The organism is Fusibacter paucivorans, assembly GCF_018390735.1.
GTDB classification, from domain to species: Bacteria; Bacillota; Clostridia; order Peptostreptococcales; family Acidaminobacteraceae; genus Fusibacter; species Fusibacter paucivorans.
Genome location: NZ_JAHBCL010000043.1, coordinates 1 through 22724, shown reverse-complemented (window position 1 = coordinate 22724; position 22724 = coordinate 1). Strand labels below are relative to the sequence as shown.

The window sequence follows — 22724 nt, the reverse complement described above, 5'->3', positions numbered from 1 at the left end:
CATGTCACTTCAGAAAGCTATTGTTCGTATTTCAAAATGGCTAGCTTTGCTGTACCTTCTTTTCAGGACAAGCATTATTCAAAAAATTTAAAATTGGTTGTTGACTTTTATTAGCTGGTCTAATTAATAATTATGATCATCAAATACTTCAAATATTTCTGATTCAAATTCTTCTTGTTCTTCATCACTGTTAATGCTTCCAGGTAATACTTCTAGATAGTGTGATAGCGCTTCAATAGACTTGTGAAGAATAGATTCATGCTGTGCCTTTTCCATAAGTTCAACCATCAACTTGAAAGTATTCATATATGGATTGTTATCCACTATATCCATCGCTTCCTTGAACCTTGTCCCCAGTTTAGCCTTTTCGATATCTCTTTCGATAGTGTTGATTTCTTCCTTGTCATATATCGGAATATCCACAACATCATTAATTTCACCTGATTTATATCGTTTCTCATGCTTAGTTATTACCGGTTTTAGATCATTTTTGAGCTTTTCCTTTTGTATTTCAAGTTTCTCGATTTCGTCGAGCTCTTTGGAGAAAACCTCTCGATCTATTCCAAATAGTTCTTCCAGTACTGGGAGATACTTTTTAGGGATATTTTGTCTTCGCTTGACCCACATATTAATATTCTGCTTCTTGATTCCTAAATATTCCGCCAACTCTACATGCTGCATACTATATAAACCAAGAATGAATTCTAATCCTATCAAGTATTCACCTCCCATTTTAGTTTTATTGACTTAGTCAATATTCATTGTAATACTCTTTATTGTCTTAGTCAATAAAAATCTCCAGTTTCTTGAAATTAAATCTTAAAATCTATATTTTTTTATCAGTAGCCCTAATAATTAGAGTGAAAAGTTCAAGGTATGCATTCCTGACAGGGGGACCGTGACACACAACTATCACATAGGTCATTAAAGTTGATTGCTTCAATATCCATCTTAGGTGAAATTTGCTCTCTTACAATATCACCTTGCATTTCTTCTTTATCAATCGATTCATTGTCAACGGCTGTGTTCTCAAATTTATTCTCTTCTTCCAACGCTTCTTCGTCTTGTTCTACTTCGATTACTTGTAGATAATAAAGATTCGAACGCTGGCCTCCTTGCTCGTGAAAACGACTTTCACGAGCAAGGAAACCTACTTCTTCAAGATCATTCAGCGCTCTTTGTACTGTTCTACTGCTGATATTGCATTCTCTAGCGATTGTTTTGACCCCAGGGAAGCAAGTCCCTTCACTATCAGCACGATTGATTAGGTAAAACGCAACCAATGTCGCTCTTTGTGTTAATTTTAAAGAATAAACACATTCTATTAAAAGACTTTTATTACTCATGCTTGACCTCCTGATTCTTGATAAATGGTTTTATTGCCGTTGACCATATGAGTTCATTTATCTCACTATCAAAATAATTCGGTGTATAGTTTGAAAAATGAATGTTATCATACCTCTTTAAATGCTTATGCTGATCTGTCTCTGCCACAAATGAAAATACTGTACTTATTGGTATTGAATCTAATAAATCTCTATATTCTGCGATATCTGAAAGTTCATAAGGTTTACCTGTCGCACATAGGATAACTCCATTGCAGTTATTTCTGGCAGCACTGATAATCCGATTATCAATCACACCCATGTCATAAATAATGAAATCAAATTCATCATGACATTCTGAATGAAGCGTCAGGTATTTCACGCCATTGTATAGGATGATATCGTCCTTTGCTGTCATCCCCTCATAAAATGCCGGTAGCGTACTTAAATGATCATGATCATTTGCTTCTACATAACATACTTTTACGTCCATTCTTGCAAGATAATTAGCCAAATTTATGGCCATTGTCGTTGTACCAACCCGATGCTGTAGCCCTGTGACAGCTATCTTGATTTCCTTTTTTATAAAATCGTTTGACTTTAATCCTGTATTCATCTTTGAATTATCAGGTGCAAGCTTTGACATGATTTCTCTTTTGCAGATGCCTAAATCACTAATGGATTTAAGAAATTCTAATTTTAGAGTTTCAACATCATTTGCAGTGACAATATTAAATATTCCGTTCTCAACGAGCTCAAAGGCTAACTCACGGTGTATATCAATATCTTCAATATAATATATTAGCCTAGATGTAAACATCTTCTTGTAGGCACTGACAGCATCCATTATTTCACTGTATGAATCCTTTATTGCATTCAAATCAACCACAATATATTGGAAGTGATTGAGGCTTCTTAGGTCACCGATTATAAATTGTTTCAGCGAAAAAGTGCCAGATAACTTCTTAATGATGATGCCAAGTTCATCATTAAGAAAATCCAGCATATTAATGTGTTCATTACTCGATAAATATAAAAGCATCATTTGCATCTCCTGTCTGCTCTACTTGGAAGTCTGACGGTATTACGATTTCTACTTCCTTCGGTTCATTCGTAAACAGCATAATAATCCCAATAATAACTACGACTATATATACTAAAAGTTCTATGACCATTTTCTTTTTCAACATAACCACCTACCTTCCTCCGGATTTTCCCATGAAATTGAATTTATACTCAGGGATCTGGAAATTAACATGAAGTCTTTTAGACCCGATCATCACCAGTGCATTCCCTCTTTTCTTTTGTGATAATAATTGTTCTTCAGCATCTGTCAGATTAAATAGTTGTTTGGTTTCAATCAAGTTCATACCATCACAGCCCATGAGTATCTTATATGCTGGTATATCCAATAATGCCTGCCCATACATTTTGACTTTCGGATCAAGAAAATCGACAACTGAATGAGAAATAATCGCTATCCCAGCTTCATACTTTCTTGCTCTCTTTTCTACATTTCTAAGGAATACCAATGACTGCGGCACATTAGGATCAATCATCAGATAGCTTTCATCACAGATTAAGAGTACCGGTTCCGTTCGATCTAAACTCATCTGCTGCCAGCACCAGGTAAGAATGTTGAAATACTGAGTTCGTTTGATATTATCACTGGTATTTTGCAGGTCATGGGTATCCAAACAGATACATCTTGTATTGGTCTCAATCGAACTTTTTCCGTTCCATAAAAAAGCGTCACTACCAAGAGCAATATCTTGAAGTAGTAACGCCAGTTCTTCATATTCAGTTTGTTCATTTGGTGATACCGATTTGTCTTTTATTTTTTCCTTTAATAGCTTATGCAGATCAAGGAATATAGGAAAGTCTTCATTGGTAAGTTTATTGATATCCGTATCCCAATAGATGTCAAAATTGTTATAAAGCTCAATCAGTGTATTCTTGAGAATAGCTTTTTGCTTATCCGATATTGAGGGTAAGTACAGGCTGAAGAATATTTCAAGATTTTTCATGTATATGGCCATATCACCCATGCCATTGCCTTCATCCTTATAATATTGATCATCGTCATCAATGGGGGTCGGTCTGATCTGAAGGGGATTAATCTTACCGTTTGTTCCACCACCTGCATTAATCCAATCGCCATTCAGTGCCATACACAAATCTTTCATTTCTCTTTCAGGATCGATGAAGATGATTTTAGTACCTTTCATATACTCTGATAGCGCAATATGCTTGACGACGGTGCTCTTACCCACCCCCGCTACGCCCATAATCGTAAAATTAGTATTTGTTCTATCATTACCTCTTTTCCACGGGTCAAGTACAACAAGACCTCCTGTATTGTCTCTTCCAAAATAATAACCGGTACCATCATTGTAACCGGATGATGAAAAAGGAAAACCCCCGACAAAGCTACTCATTGGAATGACTCTTTTCAGAACTTCTCCAATGGCTTCATCGAGGGTATAATATGGGGCTATACTTTTGAATGCTTGCTCCTGAAGATTTGCCATAATTCTAAATTTTGCTTTGCTAGTAGCTATGATGCTTACTGTCTTTCTGCAAATCTTTTGAAAGTTACTGTCTTCCCTTGCTATGGCCATGATGGAAATAATCATGGTTCCCACAGTTTCTCCTTCTCGGTCTATTTGTAGCATAATTTTTTCTCCATCAAGAGCTGCTTGTTCTGCTCTTTGTCTAATCAGTGGATCTTTTGCCGATTCAGCCGTACTTCTATTTTGAATCACACTTTTTGACAATCCTGATATGAACTCACCATTATCGATAGGAATAAATGTAATCCCCACTACCGTTCCAGGAATGTTAGTGATCTTGGCAAGCCAACCATAATCGACTTTTTGTGGGTATTTGACGATACCGTAAATTCTTCCTGTATTCTCACCTATTATCAGGCTGTTCCGTTTTATTTCTAAACCGATTGGGGTGATGATGTTTAATAGGCTGTTGTTAACTGTTGTTTGATTGGTCTGTATCTTTTTCATTTGTTTAACCTCCATTTTGGGTACAAAAAAAACACAGCAACGATGTGCTATGTCTTCATATGATTGTTTTAATCTATTTAATTGTTTTTCATTCAAAGAACAAATGGAAATTGCTGTATCGCTTAAGAGAATTGCCATTAAGTTTTATAAACTCCCAAGTCTCTTTGTAATCTCCTGTGACTGCAAACTGTTCATCACGTATGAAATCAATAAATTCCGATTCTGTTTTGTAATAAGAATCTGAAAATCGCTCGGCATATTCCATCTTAAGTTCATCCGATAAATTCACTTCATTATGTAATACGTGTTCAAGATTACATGAGAAGTAATACATACTATATGGTATCCCTGATATCTTAGGACATAATGATAATCGATTGATCACTTGCTGCTTTCTGTTGTTCCTTTCATTTACTCGTTCTATTGAACTTGCAGTAATTGCAGTCTCAGAATAAGCGAATCCCTCGATATCTTCTACTTGAATCTGATCACTACCAATATATGCCCCATCCATATCAATGAGATGAACAATCTGAATGATATCACCTTTTTTAAGACCTATCTCTCTACCAAGAAAGTTTTTCACATGATCATTAACTTTACTCACGGCATTGGCGCTGTTGGAGAATCGGTCACTGGTAATGTCGCCACCTGTGATATAAAACCTTACAAGATTGGATGAAACTAATTTATCGATAATCCCACCTAGCGATGTTTTATCCGTAACACCTTCTACGATGAATAATATGACTTTTTTTGTTTTCATCAATCAACCCTCCCAGCAATCCTGAAAGCACGACTGATATCAAAGCTATTGGTCTCCTTATAGATTTCCTCTTTTTGTCCACCGAGGTTGATGCTTCGATAATAGAGGTTTCTAAGGTTATTATTACTTTTCACATTTGTAAAACGCATATATCGGTTTTTGGGATTCGTTGTTGTAAAGATAATCGAACTTGTACTAAGCATCTCAAGTGGTCTTAAGTTATGAGACGTGAAGATCAACTGTCCTTTTCCGTTTTCACTGATGATCTGAAGAATCTCACCAAGTAAATATTCAAAGATACCTGCGTCCAGTTCATCAACAACCATGCATACGGTCGGATTATTGAACATTGTAATCAACGTGCTCAATATTGAGATAATCTTTTTAATACCGTCTGACTCATATTTTAACGGAACTTTTATATCTTCTCTTATAGATATAAGTTCTATCCGAATGCCTTCACTGCCATCATCCGTCAGTTGTTTACCATGGTTTTTGAGTCCAATGTTCAGCCCCGGAACAATCGTTTCTAGAACGATATTCATTTGCTCAATAATTTTGGCAACAACATTGTACACTTCTTCCGGAACGACTGATGGCTTTAACAGGCCAATCGCCAAGTCTCCTTGCGTCACCTTTTTCTCATCCAACAGCCTAAAACTAAAGGGAATCAGTAAGTTCATGTTAATCATCCCTGAATGATGGTTCTTGATGATGAAGAGATTGACTTTGGCATAATGCTTTAACGCCACAATAATATCCGTATAGCTTTTGAAAGCTTCGCTTTTTTTAATGATGTCTTCTAACTCCGTGCCAAAAACAAAGGAGGTACAATTTTTCTCTGACATCTTCTTTGCAACACCCAAATCAATTTGAATATCTGCATTTTTTGACGTGAGTAAACGGTAGTTTTTAACCGGTTTAAACGTATATTCTTTGTTTTCAAGTTGATAATCTACTATGCCTGCCTTGCTCGTCCAATCTCCCTCAATGAATTCTTTGTACGCTAAATATTCCCTAATAACTCTGGCTTTGTTTTCATCCGTTCTTTCAATCTCCGCTTCGTAAAAAATCTGATATACGTGATTTTCTTGGTTCAAATCAAAACCCAGTTTAATGGTTGCTGTTTCTTCTTTCTCAAAGATATAATCACCTGCATTTTTAGGCAGCTCTTGACCACTTATGAGATGTTTTACAATCCACATGGCATCTACAAAGGCTGTTTTACCCGAGCCATTTTGACCATATATACCAAGGATTTCAGAACGCATTAATTTATTTGATGTTATATTATCACTTGGGAAATCCAGTTTCCCGTATTCAACGTTTTTTATATTATAGAGTTCAACTTCTTTTATACGAATCATAGAATCTTTCATTACATACACCTCCGGTTACAATAAATATTATCATAAAGCTCTTGATTTGTAAAATTATTTTTATATTCGATACATTATGTATCTATTTCAATATATTTTGTATTCATTGTACCCATTTTACGTGATATTATACTCAAATCTTTTCTATTCAAAATTAATATATGCTGGATTATTTATTAGATTACACAACCTGACGATTTCTTGTTCTTTGATTATATCCGTACTGATATTCACACTTTCAAACTTCTGTACCATCTCTTGGCATTCTTTCATCAAATCAGCTTCAACACCGTCTCTATATCGACTCCACAGCATGATAAAAAAGTTTCTCTCAATAACCTCACCACTGGTAGCAAAATTGCTGATTTCCATGATTTCATGTCGAAGGAGCTCTTTTTGCTTCTGATCAGTGGTCTCTGACAATAAACTTTGATACTCATTGACCAGTGGCGTGATATCCACCGGTCTAGATACCGCTAGAAACTTAAATGGTTTCTGCACACTAGATAGTTCAGCCGTCAACACCTTGGAGATCTGTTCCTTTTCACTGTCTGAAAATAAATCTATGCTGATTGGATGAATTTTAATATAAGCGATAATCTGACCATCTCTCGTATATAAGAATCTATCATGGATATCTTTGACATTGACGAATTCCTGAGCGGTTTTCTGTTGTTCATTCACTTGTTCACTTTTGCTATGCTTTGGTATTTTCAAAATAAAAAAGGCTACTGCTCCTGCAATAGCACATAATAAAATCATAATAATCGGTAATATTGGATTCATGCTTAACCTCCTGATTGATAATAGAATAGGCCGATTCCTATTTCTAGAAACCGACCCATTTGAGTTACTTTAATATTTATCTGTGAAGTTCGTATCCCTTCAGCAATTTGTCTACTTGATTTTTCTTTCCTCTAATTGCAATTCCGACCAGATTTAACTCTTCAGTTTTAAATCTTGCCACCATTTCCCTGTTATCCTCATCATTAAAGGTATTGAACAACTCTTCAGTATAAATTGCAACAACAACATCCTTAGTTAAAGCCTTGTTCAACAATTCATTCAACCCAGCTCCATCTGTGGAATGTATCATTATTGGTTGTTGTGACATGGGTAAATACTGAACATGATCTTTATCTATATATGGTTCCCCAACAATATCTTGCGTTCCGGATATACCACTCATTAAAAACGCAGTTACATTCAATTTCTGCCACATTTCTAAGTCTTCTTTTAATACCACTTTTATCTTTGTATCAAAATTCATGGAAACCTCCATTCATATTCTCTTCTAACTACTTTTTACGCTTAGTGCATATTCATATGCTGTAATCCCATAGCAACTTTTAAAATGCTTGTTCAAATGCGTTAAATCAACAAAATTGCACCCTTCTACCGCTAAATAGACATCGCCTGAACTTTCGACAATCTTCTTAGCTTTTCAACTTTCAAGTTCAAAAAATACTGATATGGTGAAATTCCCGTTGTCGACTTGAACATTCTGATAAACTGAAACTTTGATATGCCTAATTCATAACTTATTTTATCAAGACTAAGAATCTCTGTAAGATCACTATGAATAATTTCTTTTGCTCTTTTAATTAATACTGCATCTTTTCTTATCCCTTCACTAATTGTTGGTTTAAGATAGACAGCCAAATCTGACAATTTTTCATCACACAATGCATCATCCATATCGTTGAGAACTGTACCAGAAATGTCAAGAATCTTGTTTTGCAAGCCTTGATCATAAACAATTGGCGATGAGAACATTGGCATTTTCTTAGCATCCAATATTTCACAAAATTTTAAAGGGTCAATATAAATCATTACATAATCGATACCACTTTTATTCTGAGACATACCATCATGAGGTTGCTCAGGATTAAATAACATAACACCATTCTTATAGGAAGATTGAAAACTCCCATTCAAATTATATTGCTGCACGCCTCTCAACGTTACGCCTAAAGCATACTCTTCATGTGCATGTTTTTTATATTTAAAATCATCAAAACTCGCTGACAAAACGGTTATTCCTGAAGATTTCTTATAAATAAATTTATTCATGATCATCACCTCATAACAAAGCCTCCAAGCCGGAAACCATAAACGCAGAATAGAATAAAAATAGCGCCATTATTATGTTAACAGCTTTTTGTTGTTTTTGCAAAAATGCCTTTGAAAACACCCCCATCATAACCCACATTGAAAATGCCAAGAAACCAATAAAAGCTATTACACAAACATAGATCATAAGTATCTTCGCCGATGAATAATAGGGTAAAATATAACTTGGAATAACCGTCATTGTAAACATGACAACTTTCGGATTTACAAATTGCATCAACAAACCTTCTAAAAAGTATGAATTAGGCACTGAACCAGAAACATGCTTTTTTGATGTTGTACCTTTCTTCAAAATTTGAACTGCCAAATATAAAATATAGATACAGCCTATAACTTGCATAATCGGTAACACCCTTGGCAATATATTTACAAGAACTTTGTTAAATAGTGCTGAAATAGAAAGCAACATTCCAAATCCTAACGTGGAACCAAGGACAAATTTACTTGCCTTATTTATGCCTGAGTTTTGCGCTATAGATGCAATAACAATATTTGTCGGTCCAGGTGTAAATGTCACAATTACACAGTAAGATAGAAAAGTTATAATATTCATAAACCTTGTCCTTTCATGGGATTCACATTATTATAACTTGCCATAAAATCTGTTCATAGTATATTATTGCGCTCTACTATCACCATATCTCACTTAATTAGTACCGCCGGTCTCCTATAATATTGAAAGCCAACACTCTCTGCCGTTGATATTGTTACGTTATTTGCTCCCGATGAACAATGTATAATCATAATCTGTCCTTCATCATTTCTACCTGTAACAATCCCAATGTGATTGATTTTTCTAGTTCCCGGTGATGCAAGAAAAGCTAGATCCCCTGCCATAACCGAACTTGCTGGTACACTTGTTGATGTATTCCACTGTGCTGTGGTCCCATGTCCTATGGTTGCTTCAATGAAGTCAGCAGGCAAACCAGCATTAACAAACACCCAGGTCACAAACCCTGAGCAATCCAAACCAAAAGGACGTATTGTACCCGTCGATGAACTACCTGATGATGTCACTTCCATATTTGTTCCGAAACGGTCATCCCATTCTATCGCAAGACTTTTCCCACCCCAAAAATAATGTACCTTGCCGACCAAACTTTCTGCTGCATCCACAACGGAGGTACTTTCTATTGTTACACCCTCTGGAATATAACTTTTTATCACCTCAATTTCTTCGTCAGTTAAAAACATTTTTACACTACTTGCTGCCAATAAAACGCCATAGCCACTTTGACGCATTTCTGAAATGACCTGCTTTTGTACTTCATCGAATCCATAGATTTGACCAATCTCTTCAGCTGTTAAACTGTCAATAGTAATTACTTTCGTGGTTGTTGTCACTGTTTTTGTTTCAGAAACAGACTCACCATCATCATTCTTTGTAGTCACTTGAACTTCTTTTGATGTACTACTATAAGTTGTTGATATCACATTCATATCCCGATAAACCTGCATCAATTTTTCAACCTGATCGTCTGATAATACTGCCAACTGTTCAGCGCCTTCATTCGTAACATTATATTTTATGGCATAAGCAATCAAAACGTCTTCTGAATTATTGATAAGCGCTCCATCTTCACTGCCCATAATAATTGTTTTTATAACATCTGCTGTCGAATCTGATTTTTCTTGCTCTATTTTATATCTGAACTCTTCTTGCATTTCATTTATTATACTGACGATTGACACATCTTCTTGCCCACCAATAATGGAAAAGAAGATTGCAAACGGTGACGATAACACCAGTAAAATAATGATCAACGGTACAAGGCAGGCAATCAAAATGATTTGCCTGCCCTTTTCATCTGATAATGCGGTTGTTGCAATCTTGGCAGCTGCCTTTAGCATTGCAGGATCAATTGCCATGTTGCCCACCTCCTCTATTTGGGTCCAATGTGCCAATCCATATATAAATCTCCATCAATGGTTACATCATCCGTTACATTAATTCTCAGCATACCGTCCGGAGTCCATAGATCAATGATCTCCGCATAAACACTATATCTTTCATCTGGAAACCATAGCGATGTGAAGTGAACCCTGCTACTATAAGTTGAATACTTATTTTCCTTGAAAACAAACTCTCCTGAACCAATCTCTTCAAGCAGTCTCCAATAAGTTTCATAGCTGAACTCTGGAAAGTACGTAATGACGTTTTGTGCATTTGTGATATGCGATGCTGGTGCATTGGTTACAGGGTAGGTCGAAACATTAACATCAACACCATAGCCTGATTTCATTATCTCCTCATCCGCTGTTGGTGAATGTTCATCCGGTTCCAATGTCATGGTACCAGTTAAACTTGCATAATAATTTGTATAGTCATATTCCCAATACCCTTCATCCACAAAATTGCCATTATCCACCCATAGACCTCTGTCTACCCAATGATGTCCTGTTACTCCCCAATGTCTGTCCTCCTCAGAACCGATCCAACCATGCTCAGATACACGATGCCAATCTGCTTCCCATTCCCATTTTGGATGCCATACCCAAACCGGAATCCAATTACAATCATATATGCCCCAGTTCGCTGTTGTCTTCTCGGCCTTACTAGGAATGTCAGGTAGTATAAAATCATCATTTCTGTCATTTGCCGTCGGATTAGGTGGCTCACTTAAACTCAAATCCACTACTTTACCTGTTAATGTTGCGCTTCGACTTGTTCCATCGATCTTGGCAGCACTATTTCCAGTGACATTCACTTGAATCGTAACATCCCCGGGAATACTCGGCGTATGCCATTTCAACCAAACCAACTCGGAACCACCTGCTGGAATAACGACTTCTGTACTACTGGTATATCCATTTGCAGTCATCGTAATGGTTGCCGTATTATCGACTGGGTTACTATAGGCAGCTTCACTTTCATGTCGATTATCAGGGGTTACATCTTCATCCGCATAAATTCGCACAGAAGTAATCACATCCGTATCCACCCGATACTCATAATCATATTCTGTATCGTTTTCTACAACATTATCAGCATTGGCTTTCAATAGCCTCATGCCCCAACCACCGCCTGCAATAATTCGATCCAAATCCCAATAAACATTGTCAGGTAAAGCTGATGTTACTGGAAAACCGAACCAACTCTCCTCAAGGAAAATAGAATTCGGCAAATCAGAATGAGTCATGCCTGATATATACTGCCCATCTGAACCACCTCTAAAATTGAAATACCCCAGCTTTTGAGCTAGGGCATATTCTGTGGCCGTAAACGCCAGAACGGTGGTTCCGTCTTTTAAATATGAAATTATTACAGGCTCATAAACAATCAACCATGGTACTTTATTCTGATATTCCCCATCAACTTTGATTGGCAGAATCTCTTCTGCTGGATAATTCTTTGATTCACCGTTAATGTTGAAAACTATACTTTCGACTAAACCTTCTCTTGTAGTTCCTTTTTGTGCTGCAAAATAGTTAATGAACATATCAAGTGTATTCACATCTCCAAAATAGGATTTCACAGCACCGATATTGCCTCCATTTGTTATTGGAATAGGTGGTGGATCATCAGTTACAATTATGGAGCTATTACTCGGTGCTAACGCACTTCCATTTTGATAATTCGCCTTATTTTCAACACCAAAAAAAACATTCGATGACAATGTAAAATTTGAAGGTTTAACATAAATTGGTTTTGTCCCAATCATCTTCCATTCAGAATCTAAATCCGTATTCTGATCTGATTGATCAGATAATCCAACATACACAGATACTTTATACATATACTCGCTTCCACGGTAATAACCTTTATCCGCAAGTGCGTTACCAGTATTTCCAGTACCAGAATCTGCATTATCTTCAGCATATATTGGTATAGAACCAATCAATAGTGCCAAGATTAAAATTATTCCGCATATACTTTTATATTTTTTCATCACTTGGATACCTCCATAAAAAAACAGCCTCTTTGATTAGAGACTGTTCCAAATATTTTTTACCACTTAAAATTTATCGCCTTCCCCAGCTTTTCTGCCATCTTCATAATAATCCTCACCATTTGATTCAATAGGATTCGCTGCATTCTCTGGATTTAAAAATGGGTTTTCAGAAGCTGGCACTAAGTCACTTTGATCATCTTCACTCACTTCCGGCTCTGGTGTAACATCTTCTACCTCATCTTCACTGACAACAATAACTTCTTCTGACTCGATAACCACATCCTCTTCGTCATATTGTGGTTCGGTATCCATATTATTCAGATCATCAACTGGAACTGGAGTTTCCTCCGGTGCTTCAAGTACAGGTTTTTCGGGTTCTTCCGGTAATGGTTCTTCTATTGAAGTAACCTGATCTTTCTGATCTATAACATTCGTTTCAGTTTCCACGATTTCCGGAACTTCAACAGTGACTTCTTCGTTTTCAGTCTCTACAAGTTCCTCAACAACAGGATTAGTAGCATCTTCATCCTCTAACACATTATCCGATACCACATCACCGCTATTTAATTTAGTGAAAATCATCACGCCAAGTATCATCGCAATAACAACTAATGAAACTCCAGTGATGGCTGTTTTATTTTTCATGATCATCTTTTTCATAATCAACGACCTCCTTCGGTTTTGTTCATAATCGACTTAACCTCTTCTATCTTTTCATTTAACAAATCAACTTCCGTCTGAAGTAACTGCTTTCCTTCATCTGTCAATTGATAAATCTTTTTGTTTCTTTCCTGACTTTGATCCTCAATCAGTTCTATGAGCTGATGCTCTGACAACCTTTTCAGCGTAGGATACATGGTGCCTGTTTTTACTTTAAGTCGTCCTTTTGTAAGGTCATAGATTGTTCTGGTCAGTTCATAACCACTCATAGGTTCCCTAAATAAGGCTAAGAGAATGTAAAAACTAGGTTCATTCAGATTTATTGATGGTTTATTTTTCATATGCGTCAGCTCCAATAACAATATATATAATCTATACATGTTTTATATATACATATAATCATTTGCTTTTTTATTTGTCTATACTTCGCTTATTTTTAGAACTTTGGACTGTATCCAGCATCAACTTTAAGCCTGATTTCCATGGGTGGCAAGTGATCCCAGCCAAAAGAAAGAGGTACCGTTAATGTCACCCATGCTTCAGCCTCGAACCTGCTATCATTGTCACTGGTTGCAAATGTCGCATTATTGATTTGAATGTCCAAATCTGATAACTGATATTCCATATACCCGCCTGCATATTTTGTCCCCTCAATCAGTCCTAGCTTATCACTTAGTTTCATTAACACTGCACCTGAATCGACCTGTTCTTCCCACTGATCTGTCTCACTCAGCTGATAACCACCAGAGTAACCTTCCCGCAAGCCATTATAGACTTCATCGTAATTTTCAGTAGCTACTGCAATAACGGAAGATTGTAATGCGTCTCTAACGCCACTTGCGATTATCTGCAATCTTAAATACTCACTGATTACAGTGAACATCAGCATTAAACAAAGAATTATGATAATGGCAAATAGAGCAGCATTACCATTTCTGTCTTTCATTATTCTGTTCACTTATGATATACCTCCGATCTCCCGGTTGCTTTGGAAGTCAGCGTAATGGGAAAGGACCCAAATTCAAAGAAGCCAATATCTACCGGCAACGTTAAGACAACACTGAATTCTTCATTCAAATCAATGTTGCCGGTTATTGACCATTCGATTTCAGGATCAATTCCAAGGCTCGACCTAAGTTCATTCTTCTTACTATTGGTTTCTGCCCCAACTCGACCTTCAATCTCTGCAACCCTAGCCAGTTCATTGGCAAAAGTATTCAGATCGCTCTTCACTAAAAAAACCGGGTATACTTTCACACCTAATGCAATGACCATCATTACTACCAATACAACGACCACCACATCGATATAGCCTTCTCCTCTTTTGGATTTCAAAATTGCTCTCAAATGCCCACCTCCTTAAAATAGTTTTCCAAGGGTTTCTATAATTTCAACAAACATAACCGATAAATACATCATCAAGAAACAAAAGAGCATGGCAAAAGAATATTTTCTTATCTTCGCCGGTCTTTTCATGGCTATAGTCTTTAACCGTTGTAGTTCCAATTGTTTGAGATCATGGGATAACATTTGAAAGTAAACGACACCATCATCACCTCTCAGTACGCCAATAAGCCCACGAATAGTTTCTGATAATGAAGAGCTGTTAAGCCTTGTCTCCATTCTGGTTAATGCAGATTCATAACTGCCTGACTTCATATCCGCAACCGTAATCTCCAGCTCATTTTTAAAACTGCTTCCTGCATTTTGCTTATAGGTTTCTAAAATATTAAGCACATTTCGATTAGCTTTTAGTTCCTGAGACAAGGTTGATACAAACCGTGGCAGTTCAAATTCGATGTCTTCTCTTCTTTTTCTAACTGCTTCATCTGCGCTTCTATTTTCCTTAAAGTAGACAGCAACAGCTAAAAAGAGGATGACCGGAAAGACCATTGGAAATATAAGTAAAGCAGGAATGATAAATAGGAGCATCATCCCTGCTTTAAGCCAAGCCTTTGCAACAAAAGTTTCTGGTGAAAGCTTAATATTTGCTGACTTCAAAGTTGCCGTCAGTTTCCGTCTGCTGTATTCCGTTAGATGAACAATCTTGGATAATCGGATTGCCCAGTCATTAATGACCACTTCAACATTCTTTGACTTTTTCGTTTCACGTTTAGCAATCACCTGTACTGCCTTAATACTTCTTCCCGAAGGCAAATGCAAGGCATCTTTTAAAATGAGATACATGCCCACAGAAAAGGTTACTGAAAATAAAAATAATATCTGAAACATTCTGCGCCTCCTTTCTACCTGGTATATTCCACCGGTTTTGATAACTTCACAACTGCTGCTAATGAAACGAATATGACAACACCGCAAACAGCCAATACAAATTTTCCAATACCTGTTAACATCAACGTTTCATACCAGTCTTTATTTAGCATATACATAAGGGGTATATTACCGATTAAAAGTAATGCCATCGTCACAAACTCTTTTACAGGTTCATATAGGAGATAATCCAATTCCGCTGATACCATACGCATATCAGATAATTTGGCAACGATCGGTGTTAATGTGTTCTTCAGATTCTTATCTTCCTGACAATCAATCAACGCATCAATCCACTCATGAAAAACCGAACTGTCTATCTTAGGCTTCAAGCCTTCAAGAGCCATTTTTATATTCGAATTAATGAGTTTCGTCTGTGTCAAAAATGCAAAGAAAACATCTTGAACCGGTGGATTGATATAATTCACATTCTCCTCAATAGCTGTAATGATGTTTTCACTACGCATATAAGATGTCGTAATTACCGACAATGCCGTTTCCAGTTCACCATTTAAACCTTTCTTCCATTTCGTTGCTGTAAATTGCACATACCAGAAGGGCAGTAATGAAAACCCGACTGCCAATACCGGCATCAGGAATAGATTATCCAACGTGATAGCAATAAAAAAGCTAATCATCATTAATACCATTGAAAGCGTGACAATCAGCATAAACAAATTTTCTTTATTGGACATTTTTAGGATGTGCTTGGTTTCATCAATGAGTTTTTTCAGGCCCTTTTTCTGTTTCTTGGATGTTAACGCTTTGATTCTATCGTTAAGTGCCGGCTCTTTAATCTGTCTTTTCCTTAAAATATCATCTAATAATGCATGGGGTGATATTTTAAGAGTAAGGAAAAATCCAATCACCATTGCTAAGAATGCGATAAATAACATACTATTCATGAATGTCACCTCGCTTAAATTTAGTCAGCACGCCACTTGGCATACCATTTTCCAACAGACGCTTTTCAAGTGATGGTGATATCTCGTTGACCTTTTCATAATGACCCATGATCTTAATCTTCCCATCTGTGACAACATTGTCGGTCACATTAAACTTGTATAGCGTCCTGATTGCTCTTGTGCCATCTTCTTTGATTTCGCATTCAGTTACTTCCATAATGTGCCTCGTGTTGTCCTCCAATTTTTTTGAAAAAGCAACAATGGGGAATGCTTCCGTTACAAGGTTATAAAGGGTTCTCTCGTCCATATCATAACGCTGTTTACAAAGTGTCACCATCCGGTAATAGGTGGCTATACATGAACTGGCATGAATGGTCGTTGTTACACCATGCCCCGTCCTTGCCGACTCTTGTGCAAAAAAGGCTTCTTCCGATTTCATTTCTGCGACACAGATATAATCCGGATTAACGGTCAATCCTGTTTCAAGAAGTTTAACCATGTTGATGTTTTGCTTTGGATCATCACTGTGCCTCGTTACGGTGTGGATAACATTGTTGATAACTTCGCCTTTTTCATTTCTTTTGACCAAATTAAACTCTCTCGTTCCATTTTCAATGGTATACAGTCTCTTGTTATCCGGTAAGGTTGAAAGAATCCAACTCATCAACGTTGTTTTCCCACTGGAAGTTGCACCGGTAATACAAAGGCTTTCACCATAACGATGAACCAAAGATAGAAAGTCCAGCATCTCTTCGCTGGCTGTATTCTGTCTGATGAAATCCTCTTTAACCAGCTTTTTAGGATTTACAATACGAATGGATACTGCCACACCGATTGCCGGATCTATAACCCCTTGCCCAAGTACCGTGATACGAATACGTTCTGATAGGTGACCGACCACAATGGGTTGGGATTGGTCCAGTATCATACCACTTTTATGAAGCAATCTTCTGATGACATCAATCGCATGGCCTGGGGAATTAAAGATTTCTTTTGTTGGAATAATGTCACCATTTGAATAAGTGACTTTAATATCATTCCATGCGTTCACGTTGATTTCTTCAATGTCACTGCGAAACAGGTACTTTGTCAAAAATGAGTATTCTGCCATTTCTGAATAAAGTGATTCCACCAGCTCATCCAGCCCCATACCATCAACGGCCAATGAATAATCCATCAGGTATTTTGTGATATAGGACTTCATCTGTTCTTTTTGATTTTCGCTATCATGGGATATCAGAACTGCATACTTGCCGGAAATATACTCTTGTACTTCGTAAAGAATATCCGAGAATTCACGAATATTCTTTGCTGATTCTAAAGATACACTACTCATTTACACATCCTCCCTTCTCTTGAAAAAAGGTTTTCTTGCCTTCTTTTCTTCTTTTTCGGCAACTACTTCTTCTGAAAAAATCTCATTCATAAGACTTGAAAACTGTTGATTATATCCACTACTAGACTTATCTGTGAGTGATTCAAATAGTCTTGCTTCCAATGCCTGTTGTTGTAATTCTTCACAATACTCCAGTTCATGACGGATACCGCCAAAATGATTGCTGATACTATCTTTGGGCATCACTGGCTTTACATTGGATAAGACTTTAATATGATTTTCCACATTATATTTTCGTTCACCAAGTAACATCAACGAGGAATCGTAGAAACTGATTGCCTTTAAATCCGGTGTCACCAATCGAATAATCTGATCCGACATTTCAAGTGCTCCTCTTGATAATAAATCATGGTGTACCATACTGCTGCAATCTACGATAATATGGTCTGCCAAGTGTTTTAACAGAATAAAAAGATCAAGTACTCTCTCTTTACCATAATCAGCATAGGTTCGAATGTTCTCACTGTGAAGATAGCTTAAAACACTTAGGTTTTTAGTTTTCATAACCGGGATACATTTTTCCAATATGTTTTCCTGTGATATCTGTACGGACGACAGCAAAGCGCCCAAGGATTGCTCTTTGGTTTCAGTGAAAGGCAGAACAGTAGAGATTACTGGTACATAAGAATCAGCAAGCACCAATATGACACTCTTATTATTTTTTGCAAGTTCATTTGCCATTTTTATACTCAGTGTTGTCTTTCCGCTGTTTGGATTTCCCCACACCGCTATGATTTTATTATTCTTCATCCTTATCACCTTCTATCTCATCATCCACTGGAACTGTCTGTTCCTGCATCTGGCTTTCATTACTAATTACCTCTGACGTTTCAACTCCGATTTGATTTTCATTGCGGTTTGCTTCCAAAATTAGCTTTTGCTCTTCCAGAAACTTCTCTGCATTTTCATCAGTTCCACGATACACAAAGACCACCTGAATTTTTCCTTTGGCCTCCATCTCTGCAAGCAATTTTGCCTGTTCAACATTTACTTTTAACGTCACCGTTGACGGTAACTCTTTATCTTGTTCGATCGCTTCCTGATCGATTTCATATTCATCGGTGTCAAGTCCTGATCCGGCAGTTACTGCTAATATTTCTACATATTGTAGCTCAACTGGACTAACGGTTTCTCGCAGATCACCGAAATCCGAGGCCATAACGGTAACAATATCGCCTTGTTCCAATTTACCTGATAGGCCTGCAGCAAAGCTTTTAATACTAACTGATATGGCACGTTCACTACCATCAAAATCGGTCAAATATTCATAGTTAGCCAGTGGTTTGCTGGAAACCTTGGAGTTCAAAACATAATCGCCTTTATGCAGTTCCGCTAATGCATAATTGCCGACAATGCTGTCTTCCTGCCTTAGAACAGTGTCAGGCAAATTGTAACCACCAATCTCTACGGTCTCTATCATCTTTGATGTTATCAGTTCTCCCTTTTGAATATTCTCCGCTACTCTTGCAACCGTGACCTTCTCTGCTATGGCTTGATTGAACAAAGGTGTCAATCCAAAACAAATAATAAAAGATAGCACAATACTGGCTATCCCTAAGATCATCCTATTTCGAAATATTTTTTTCATCGTTTACTTTCCTCCTGCTTTCTGTTTTTAGATTATAAAATAAGTTACAATGCATCCCGCTCCAAGAAAGGGTGCTAAGGGTATGCTTTGATTGATCTTCTGACTGGCTATCAAACTTATGACTGCATATGATATTACGGCAATAAACAAGCCCACAATACTTGCTAGATAACCTGCTCGAATGCCTAAATAGAAACCACAAGCTCCCATTAGTTTGATATCTCCACCGCCTATACTGTTTTCCTTTAAGATTGCCATGATAAAATATGGCAAAGGTACAAATAATAGTCCAAGCATAGAATCCGGCCAATCCAGTCTAATGAATGCCACTACTACAATGAGTACATGAATCCAGTCCGGTATTGTCCTTGTCTTCACATCAATATAACCTGCTATGACTAAGATCAAGGCAAATATGCTGAATTTCAATGTTAGTGGTACTTCACTAATTACAGACATCAGTTCAATCAATCCAGCCAGCGAACTGATAGTCAAAACTTCCCTAAATCTCCAGTTCTTCATCCTGCACCTCATCAGTCGTCACTTCTTCTAAATACTTTTCCTTTGTATCACCTAAATCTTGCAGTCCCTCTTCCTTTTGGTCAGGCTGCATTTGTCCAGACTCTTCCATATAATTCTGTAGAAATTCCAACTTAATGGATGGTTCTTTTTTATATAGCTCATCCATCAATTTTTTACTAGCAAGTGTATAAAGTTCGTCTTGATACGCCTTATATTCTTGAGACTCATAATCAATGATATAGGAATCCAATACCTCGTGCATACTACCAACGATTTTATAGGTACAGTCTCCAAATGCCGCAATCTCCAGATACCCAATAAGATCATGTCCATCGGACTCTTCAAACCTGCCCATGCTATCTTCAACAATGAACTCTTTAAAGACATCCAGTTTCAAGATTTCCTGACTTGCTCTGTAAATACTCCATCCTTCGGGATCGATAAATTGAAGTCGCTGATATATTTCATAGTCTTCCAGTTTCGATAATTCCTTTATTGCTTTTTCAAGTATACTGTTCAGGCTTTTTGATATATCTTTTATTTGTTCTTGTAACTCGCCTTCTGACTCTTTCAGAAAATAAGTATCTTCCCTAAGTTCCTCAAGTGTTTCATTCAGACTAGTATTATCACTTTTCAGGTTTGTGATTTCAATCGATTGAATATCCAGTTCATTTGACATTGCATCAATGAGATATGGATTTTTTAAAACACCGATCATTGACTCAAACAACTTTTTAACTCTTTTTATCCATTCTTCCATGGGCTCATCTCCATTCATCCAGATATTTATACGGATAAAATTTCTGTGACCTTGAAAAGCGAATCATAAATCCAACTTGATCAACCACTGAGATATTGGACCGATCTTTGGTGAGCATCATGACACTGCCTGCTATAACAACAAGAATTGACACCATACTTACCACCACGTTTTTGGAAATCATGTAATACACAAAATCCACGATTCCTGCTAGTAGCGTTACCATAATGGTTTTAAATAACTCTTCTTTGCCGAAACCATCAAAAATTTCAACTCTTGTTTTAAGCCCCTGCGGAATATACAAGGGATTCTTTCTTCTTTCTTCCATAAGCACCTCCATCACATGTAATAGCTCATGACCAAATCTTTAATCTGCCATATACTTTCAGCCAACACATAAAATATGACCGTGTTTTTCATTCTCTTTTTATAGCTGGCACTTTGCTCTTCATCGGTACCGATATGAATAAAGCAATAGACAACTCTAAGTACCGCACCTACTCGTATCAGGATCATTAAAGCCTCTGCCATTTCTTTTAATAAATCCACTGCTTCAACCTCCCTTTACTTGGTAAAGACTGCCTTTCCCATTTGATAGATACGAGCTGTTGAGTATACTCTGTTCATCATGCCACCACCGCCATTGCCACCGGAAATAATCAAAAATTCCTGCAAGAACTTCGGTGTTCTAAGTGCCAATAAAAGTGCTGCTACGCCCCAAAACACATGAGCGTTGAGCATAAGTGAAACACCCAGTTTGGCTAAAACAATTTGCACCAGAACAGCTGTGGTACTCTGAAAAAACTTTTGAATATAAGTTCTAAAAATCCCGTTATCCTGATCCATCAATCCAACACATGCTAGGGGTAATCCAATTCTCAAAATAAGAATTTCAAGCCCCCTCGTCAAGAACTGTATATAGAGCATGAAAAAACATATGAAGAAAATAATTGATACGATTCCTGTAAATATACCGGCACTTGTTATCCCGGTTATAATGGCACTAAAGTCTGTTGCCATGCCATTCGATACCTCGGTAATCAGCTGACTGCTTAAATCATCAATAATATCTGCCAACCAGCCATAAAGCGATGGAAAGCAGATGGCAATAGCAAGGGCTTTAAAAAATCCGGTCAAAAGCATAATTGGATCAATTTCAGCATCACCTTCCGTCCATAAGATATAGCGCTCAAATCCTTTCTTCAAAAATTTCAACACAATCAGCGATACTCCAAAAGAAAAGAAAATGTCAAAAATACCGCTTATACCACTGGTGCCAAGTAATGCGTCCATATAGTCTTCCGCATGAAGGGCAATCGGAACTAGACCGTCAAGGAGCGTATTTACATATACCAAGCAACCAGATAATATCGCACCGATCAAAAGCATAATGACGTATTCCATTTATATGCACCTCCTAAAAAAGGCCAAGGCAAAAGCCCTGACCTTTCATCAATTAATCAAAATAATACTCTACAGAGTAGGTAATATTCGATTTGTTATACATGCAATTGTGATTGGTATAATAATAAAACTCCAACTGCGAATAGATGCCTGCAGTCAGAGTTCTACTAAAGGTGATACCGTTTTTTGTTGTCGCATAATCCAGCTGATCCCACTGATTGGTATTGATGTTGTAACCCCTTACTCGTCCATAGTCACTGCCACTATGCCCTGATACAGGCGGTACAGTGAACGTATATTCCGTAATCGTCGCACCATCTAGTCCTTCTTCCAAAATAACAGAGTCAGGTCCTGTCAGAGTCATACCCCCACCGGAATTAGCATCCGCTACAAAGAATACAATAGCTGACCAAGGTGATTCTGCACCTGCCGCATCCACGGCTTTAACTCGAACGACATTTTTCCCCAATGGATAGTGATGATAGTATAAAAATAGGACAAGTAAAGTTGAGTCTTTTTAGAATACAAGATATAATAAACCCAATTCAAAAGGAGAAGGCTCATGGGAACAAAAAATCAAAAGCAATTTTCAAAAGAATTTAAACAAGATGCTGTCAATTATTACTATTCATCTGGCAAAACAGGCGAGGAAGTAGCAAAAGAACTCAAAATCGGAAAATCAACCCTCAGTTCATGGATAAG

Annotated in this window: 27 protein-coding genes and 1 pseudogene; 1 reads left to right on the top strand and 27 read right to left on the bottom strand. The window is 37.1% G+C overall.

All coding sequences use genetic code 11. The features are described 5' to 3' along the window. Nucleotides 1-123: 123 nt before the first annotated feature. The 27 genes and pseudogenes from KHM83_RS17755 to KHM83_RS17625 form a co-directional block, all read right to left on the bottom strand. On the bottom strand, nucleotides 124-717 hold the full coding sequence (locus tag KHM83_RS17755; protein ID WP_213238390.1) for a helix-turn-helix domain-containing protein: 594 nt from the start codon (nucleotides 715-717) through the stop codon (nucleotides 124-126). 152 nt (nucleotides 718-869) lie between these two features. Then, the gene (locus tag KHM83_RS17750; RefSeq protein WP_213238389.1) at nucleotides 870-1346 is read right to left on the bottom strand and encodes a helix-turn-helix domain-containing protein; all 477 of its coding nucleotides are present in this window, start codon (nucleotides 1344-1346) and stop codon (nucleotides 870-872) included. Further along, nucleotides 1339-2376 carry a P-loop NTPase family protein gene (locus tag KHM83_RS17745; protein ID WP_213238388.1) on the bottom strand — a complete coding sequence of 346 codons (1038 nt, stop codon included), beginning with the start codon at nucleotides 2374-2376 and terminating at the stop codon, nucleotides 1339-1341. Before KHM83_RS17745 ends, KHM83_RS17750 begins: the two co-directional genes overlap by 8 nt. 145 nt (nucleotides 2377-2521) lie before the next feature. Next, on the bottom strand, nucleotides 2522-4345 hold the full coding sequence (locus KHM83_RS17740) for a VirB4 family type IV secretion system protein (protein WP_213238387.1): 1824 nt from the start codon (nucleotides 4343-4345) through the stop codon (nucleotides 2522-2524). Between the two features lie 88 nt (nucleotides 4346-4433). Then, nucleotides 4434-5111 carry a hypothetical protein gene (locus tag KHM83_RS17735; RefSeq protein WP_213238386.1) on the bottom strand — a complete coding sequence of 226 codons (678 nt, stop codon included), beginning with the start codon at nucleotides 5109-5111 and terminating at the stop codon, nucleotides 4434-4436. Beyond that, complete coding sequence (locus KHM83_RS17730) at nucleotides 5111-6490, bottom strand: ATP-binding protein (RefSeq protein ID WP_213238385.1); 1380 nt, start codon at nucleotides 6488-6490, stop codon at nucleotides 5111-5113. Before KHM83_RS17730 ends, KHM83_RS17735 begins: the two co-directional genes overlap by 1 nt. A gap of 144 nt (nucleotides 6491-6634) precedes the next feature. Beyond that, nucleotides 6635-7276 (bottom strand): hypothetical protein, encoded by a 642-nt coding sequence (locus tag KHM83_RS17725; RefSeq protein WP_213238384.1) that lies wholly within the window; start codon nucleotides 7274-7276, stop codon nucleotides 6635-6637. Nucleotides 7277-7352: 76 nt separating this feature from the next. After that, nucleotides 7353-7760, bottom strand: coding sequence for a DUF2000 domain-containing protein (locus tag KHM83_RS17720; protein WP_213238383.1), 408 nt, complete (start codon nucleotides 7758-7760; stop codon nucleotides 7353-7355). Between the two features lie 131 nt (nucleotides 7761-7891). Continuing rightward, the gene (locus KHM83_RS17715) at nucleotides 7892-8563 is read right to left on the bottom strand and encodes an AraC family ligand binding domain-containing protein (RefSeq protein ID WP_246543188.1); all 672 of its coding nucleotides are present in this window, start codon (nucleotides 8561-8563) and stop codon (nucleotides 7892-7894) included. 10 nt (nucleotides 8564-8573) lie between these two features. Next, complete coding sequence (locus KHM83_RS17710; protein WP_213238382.1) at nucleotides 8574-9176, bottom strand: LysE family translocator; 603 nt, start codon at nucleotides 9174-9176, stop codon at nucleotides 8574-8576. 89 nt (nucleotides 9177-9265) lie between these two features. After that, nucleotides 9266-10492: a C40 family peptidase gene (locus KHM83_RS17705; RefSeq protein ID WP_213238381.1), complete on the bottom strand. Its 1227-nt coding sequence runs from the start codon at nucleotides 10490-10492 to the stop codon at nucleotides 9266-9268. A gap of 14 nt (nucleotides 10493-10506) precedes the next feature. Continuing rightward, nucleotides 10507-12513, bottom strand: a complete 2007-nt coding sequence (locus KHM83_RS17700) for a hypothetical protein (RefSeq protein ID WP_213238380.1) — start codon at nucleotides 12511-12513, stop codon at nucleotides 10507-10509. Between the two features lie 66 nt (nucleotides 12514-12579). Then, nucleotides 12580-13176: a DUF6550 family protein gene (locus KHM83_RS17695; RefSeq protein WP_213238379.1), complete on the bottom strand. Its 597-nt coding sequence runs from the start codon at nucleotides 13174-13176 to the stop codon at nucleotides 12580-12582. 2 nt (nucleotides 13177-13178) lie between these two features. After that, nucleotides 13179-13517 (bottom strand): PadR family transcriptional regulator, encoded by a 339-nt coding sequence (locus KHM83_RS17690; RefSeq protein WP_213238378.1) that lies wholly within the window; start codon nucleotides 13515-13517, stop codon nucleotides 13179-13181. 95 nt (nucleotides 13518-13612) lie between these two features. Continuing rightward, nucleotides 13613-14134, bottom strand: coding sequence for a TadE/TadG family type IV pilus assembly protein (locus KHM83_RS17685; protein ID WP_343213174.1), 522 nt, complete (start codon nucleotides 14132-14134; stop codon nucleotides 13613-13615). Continuing rightward, nucleotides 14131-14523 (bottom strand): DUF4320 family protein, encoded by a 393-nt coding sequence (locus tag KHM83_RS17680; protein ID WP_213238377.1) that lies wholly within the window; start codon nucleotides 14521-14523, stop codon nucleotides 14131-14133. Before KHM83_RS17680 ends, KHM83_RS17685 begins: the two co-directional genes overlap by 4 nt. Nucleotides 14524-14535: 12 nt before the next feature. Next, nucleotides 14536-15408 carry a secretion protein F gene (locus KHM83_RS17675; RefSeq protein WP_213238376.1) on the bottom strand — a complete coding sequence of 291 codons (873 nt, stop codon included), beginning with the start codon at nucleotides 15406-15408 and terminating at the stop codon, nucleotides 14536-14538. A gap of 14 nt (nucleotides 15409-15422) precedes the next feature. Next, nucleotides 15423-16352 carry a type II secretion system F family protein gene (locus KHM83_RS17670; protein WP_213238375.1) on the bottom strand — a complete coding sequence of 310 codons (930 nt, stop codon included), beginning with the start codon at nucleotides 16350-16352 and terminating at the stop codon, nucleotides 15423-15425. Beyond that, a complete protein-coding gene (locus KHM83_RS17665; protein ID WP_213238374.1) occupies nucleotides 16345-17688 on the bottom strand; it encodes a CpaF/VirB11 family protein in 1344 nt (447 codons plus the stop codon). The genes KHM83_RS17670 and KHM83_RS17665 overlap by 8 nt, the downstream gene beginning before the upstream one ends. Beyond that, complete coding sequence (locus tag KHM83_RS17660; protein WP_213238373.1) at nucleotides 17689-18498, bottom strand: AAA family ATPase; 810 nt, start codon at nucleotides 18496-18498, stop codon at nucleotides 17689-17691. It abuts the gene before it with no gap. Next, nucleotides 18488-19336 carry a Flp pilus assembly protein CpaB gene (gene cpaB / locus KHM83_RS17655; RefSeq protein WP_213238372.1) on the bottom strand — a complete coding sequence of 283 codons (849 nt, stop codon included), beginning with the start codon at nucleotides 19334-19336 and terminating at the stop codon, nucleotides 18488-18490. Before cpaB ends, KHM83_RS17660 begins: the two co-directional genes overlap by 11 nt. A gap of 27 nt (nucleotides 19337-19363) precedes the next feature. Next, nucleotides 19364-19858 carry a prepilin peptidase gene (locus KHM83_RS17650; protein ID WP_213238371.1) on the bottom strand — a complete coding sequence of 165 codons (495 nt, stop codon included), beginning with the start codon at nucleotides 19856-19858 and terminating at the stop codon, nucleotides 19364-19366. Continuing rightward, a complete protein-coding gene (locus KHM83_RS17645; protein WP_213238370.1) occupies nucleotides 19839-20618 on the bottom strand; it encodes a hypothetical protein in 780 nt (259 codons plus the stop codon). The genes KHM83_RS17650 and KHM83_RS17645 overlap by 20 nt, the downstream gene beginning before the upstream one ends. Before the next feature lie 4 nt (nucleotides 20619-20622). After that, nucleotides 20623-20946, bottom strand: a complete 324-nt coding sequence (locus tag KHM83_RS17640) for a hypothetical protein (protein ID WP_213238369.1) — start codon at nucleotides 20944-20946, stop codon at nucleotides 20623-20625. Between the two features lie 11 nt (nucleotides 20947-20957). After that, nucleotides 20958-21167, bottom strand: coding sequence for a mercury transporter (locus KHM83_RS17635; protein WP_213238368.1), 210 nt, complete (start codon nucleotides 21165-21167; stop codon nucleotides 20958-20960). A 15-nt stretch (nucleotides 21168-21182) separates the two neighbouring features. Next, complete coding sequence (locus KHM83_RS17630) at nucleotides 21183-22022, bottom strand: conjugal transfer protein TrbL family protein (protein WP_213238367.1); 840 nt, start codon at nucleotides 22020-22022, stop codon at nucleotides 21183-21185. 52 nt (nucleotides 22023-22074) lie between these two features. Continuing rightward, nucleotides 22075-22497 (bottom strand): annotated as a pseudogene (locus tag KHM83_RS17625) (S-layer homology domain-containing protein); the annotation flags it as partial. 87 nt (nucleotides 22498-22584) lie between these two features. Here KHM83_RS17625 and KHM83_RS20060 point away from each other — a divergent pair. Further along, on the top strand, nucleotides 22585-22724 hold a 140-nt coding region (locus tag KHM83_RS20060), incomplete at its 3' end, for a transposase (RefSeq protein ID WP_213238391.1).

What these genes read in the sequence shown, in the direction of transcription:
- KHM83_RS17750 (WP_213238389.1), bottom strand. Translation starts at nt 1,346, where the DNA reads ATGAGTAATAAAAGTCTTTTAATAGAATGTGTTTATTCTTTAAAATTA.
- KHM83_RS17745 (WP_213238388.1), bottom strand. Translation starts at nt 2,376, where the DNA reads ATGCAAATGATGCTTTTATATTTATCGAGTAATGAACACATTAATATG.
- KHM83_RS17740 (WP_213238387.1), bottom strand. Translation starts at nt 4,345, where the DNA reads ATGAAAAAGATACAGACCAATCAAACAACAGTTAACAACAGCCTATTA.
- KHM83_RS17735 (WP_213238386.1), bottom strand. Translation starts at nt 5,111, where the DNA reads ATGAAAACAAAAAAAGTCATATTATTCATCGTAGAAGGTGTTACGGAT.
- KHM83_RS17730 (WP_213238385.1), bottom strand. Translation starts at nt 6,490, where the DNA reads ATGAAAGATTCTATGATTCGTATAAAAGAAGTTGAACTCTATAATATA.
- KHM83_RS17725 (WP_213238384.1), bottom strand. Translation starts at nt 7,276, where the DNA reads ATGAATCCAATATTACCGATTATTATGATTTTATTATGTGCTATTGCA.
- KHM83_RS17720 (WP_213238383.1), bottom strand. Translation starts at nt 7,760, where the DNA reads ATGAATTTTGATACAAAGATAAAAGTGGTATTAAAAGAAGACTTAGAA.
- KHM83_RS17715 (WP_246543188.1), bottom strand. Translation starts at nt 8,563, where the DNA reads ATGAATAAATTTATTTATAAGAAATCTTCAGGAATAACCGTTTTGTCA.
- KHM83_RS17710 (WP_213238382.1), bottom strand. Translation starts at nt 9,176, where the DNA reads ATGAATATTATAACTTTTCTATCTTACTGTGTAATTGTGACATTTACA.
- KHM83_RS17705 (WP_213238381.1), bottom strand. Translation starts at nt 10,492, where the DNA reads ATGGCAATTGATCCTGCAATGCTAAAGGCAGCTGCCAAGATTGCAACA.
- KHM83_RS17700 (WP_213238380.1), bottom strand. Translation starts at nt 12,513, where the DNA reads ATGAAAAAATATAAAAGTATATGCGGAATAATTTTAATCTTGGCACTA.
- KHM83_RS17695 (WP_213238379.1), bottom strand. Translation starts at nt 13,176, where the DNA reads ATGAAAAAGATGATCATGAAAAATAAAACAGCCATCACTGGAGTTTCA.
- KHM83_RS17690 (WP_213238378.1), bottom strand. Translation starts at nt 13,517, where the DNA reads ATGAAAAATAAACCATCAATAAATCTGAATGAACCTAGTTTTTACATT.
- KHM83_RS17675 (WP_213238376.1), bottom strand. Translation starts at nt 15,408, where the DNA reads ATGTTTCAGATATTATTTTTATTTTCAGTAACCTTTTCTGTGGGCATG.
- KHM83_RS17670 (WP_213238375.1), bottom strand. Translation starts at nt 16,352, where the DNA reads ATGAATAGTATGTTATTTATCGCATTCTTAGCAATGGTGATTGGATTT.
- KHM83_RS17665 (WP_213238374.1), bottom strand. Translation starts at nt 17,688, where the DNA reads ATGAGTAGTGTATCTTTAGAATCAGCAAAGAATATTCGTGAATTCTCG.
- KHM83_RS17660 (WP_213238373.1), bottom strand. Translation starts at nt 18,498, where the DNA reads ATGAAGAATAATAAAATCATAGCGGTGTGGGGAAATCCAAACAGCGGA.
- cpaB (WP_213238372.1), bottom strand. Translation starts at nt 19,336, where the DNA reads ATGAAAAAAATATTTCGAAATAGGATGATCTTAGGGATAGCCAGTATT.
- KHM83_RS17650 (WP_213238371.1), bottom strand. Translation starts at nt 19,858, where the DNA reads ATGAAGAACTGGAGATTTAGGGAAGTTTTGACTATCAGTTCGCTGGCT.
- KHM83_RS17645 (WP_213238370.1), bottom strand. Translation starts at nt 20,618, where the DNA reads ATGGAAGAATGGATAAAAAGAGTTAAAAAGTTGTTTGAGTCAATGATC.
- KHM83_RS17640 (WP_213238369.1), bottom strand. Translation starts at nt 20,946, where the DNA reads ATGGAAGAAAGAAGAAAGAATCCCTTGTATATTCCGCAGGGGCTTAAA.
- KHM83_RS17630 (WP_213238367.1), bottom strand. Translation starts at nt 22,022, where the DNA reads ATGGAATACGTCATTATGCTTTTGATCGGTGCGATATTATCTGGTTGC.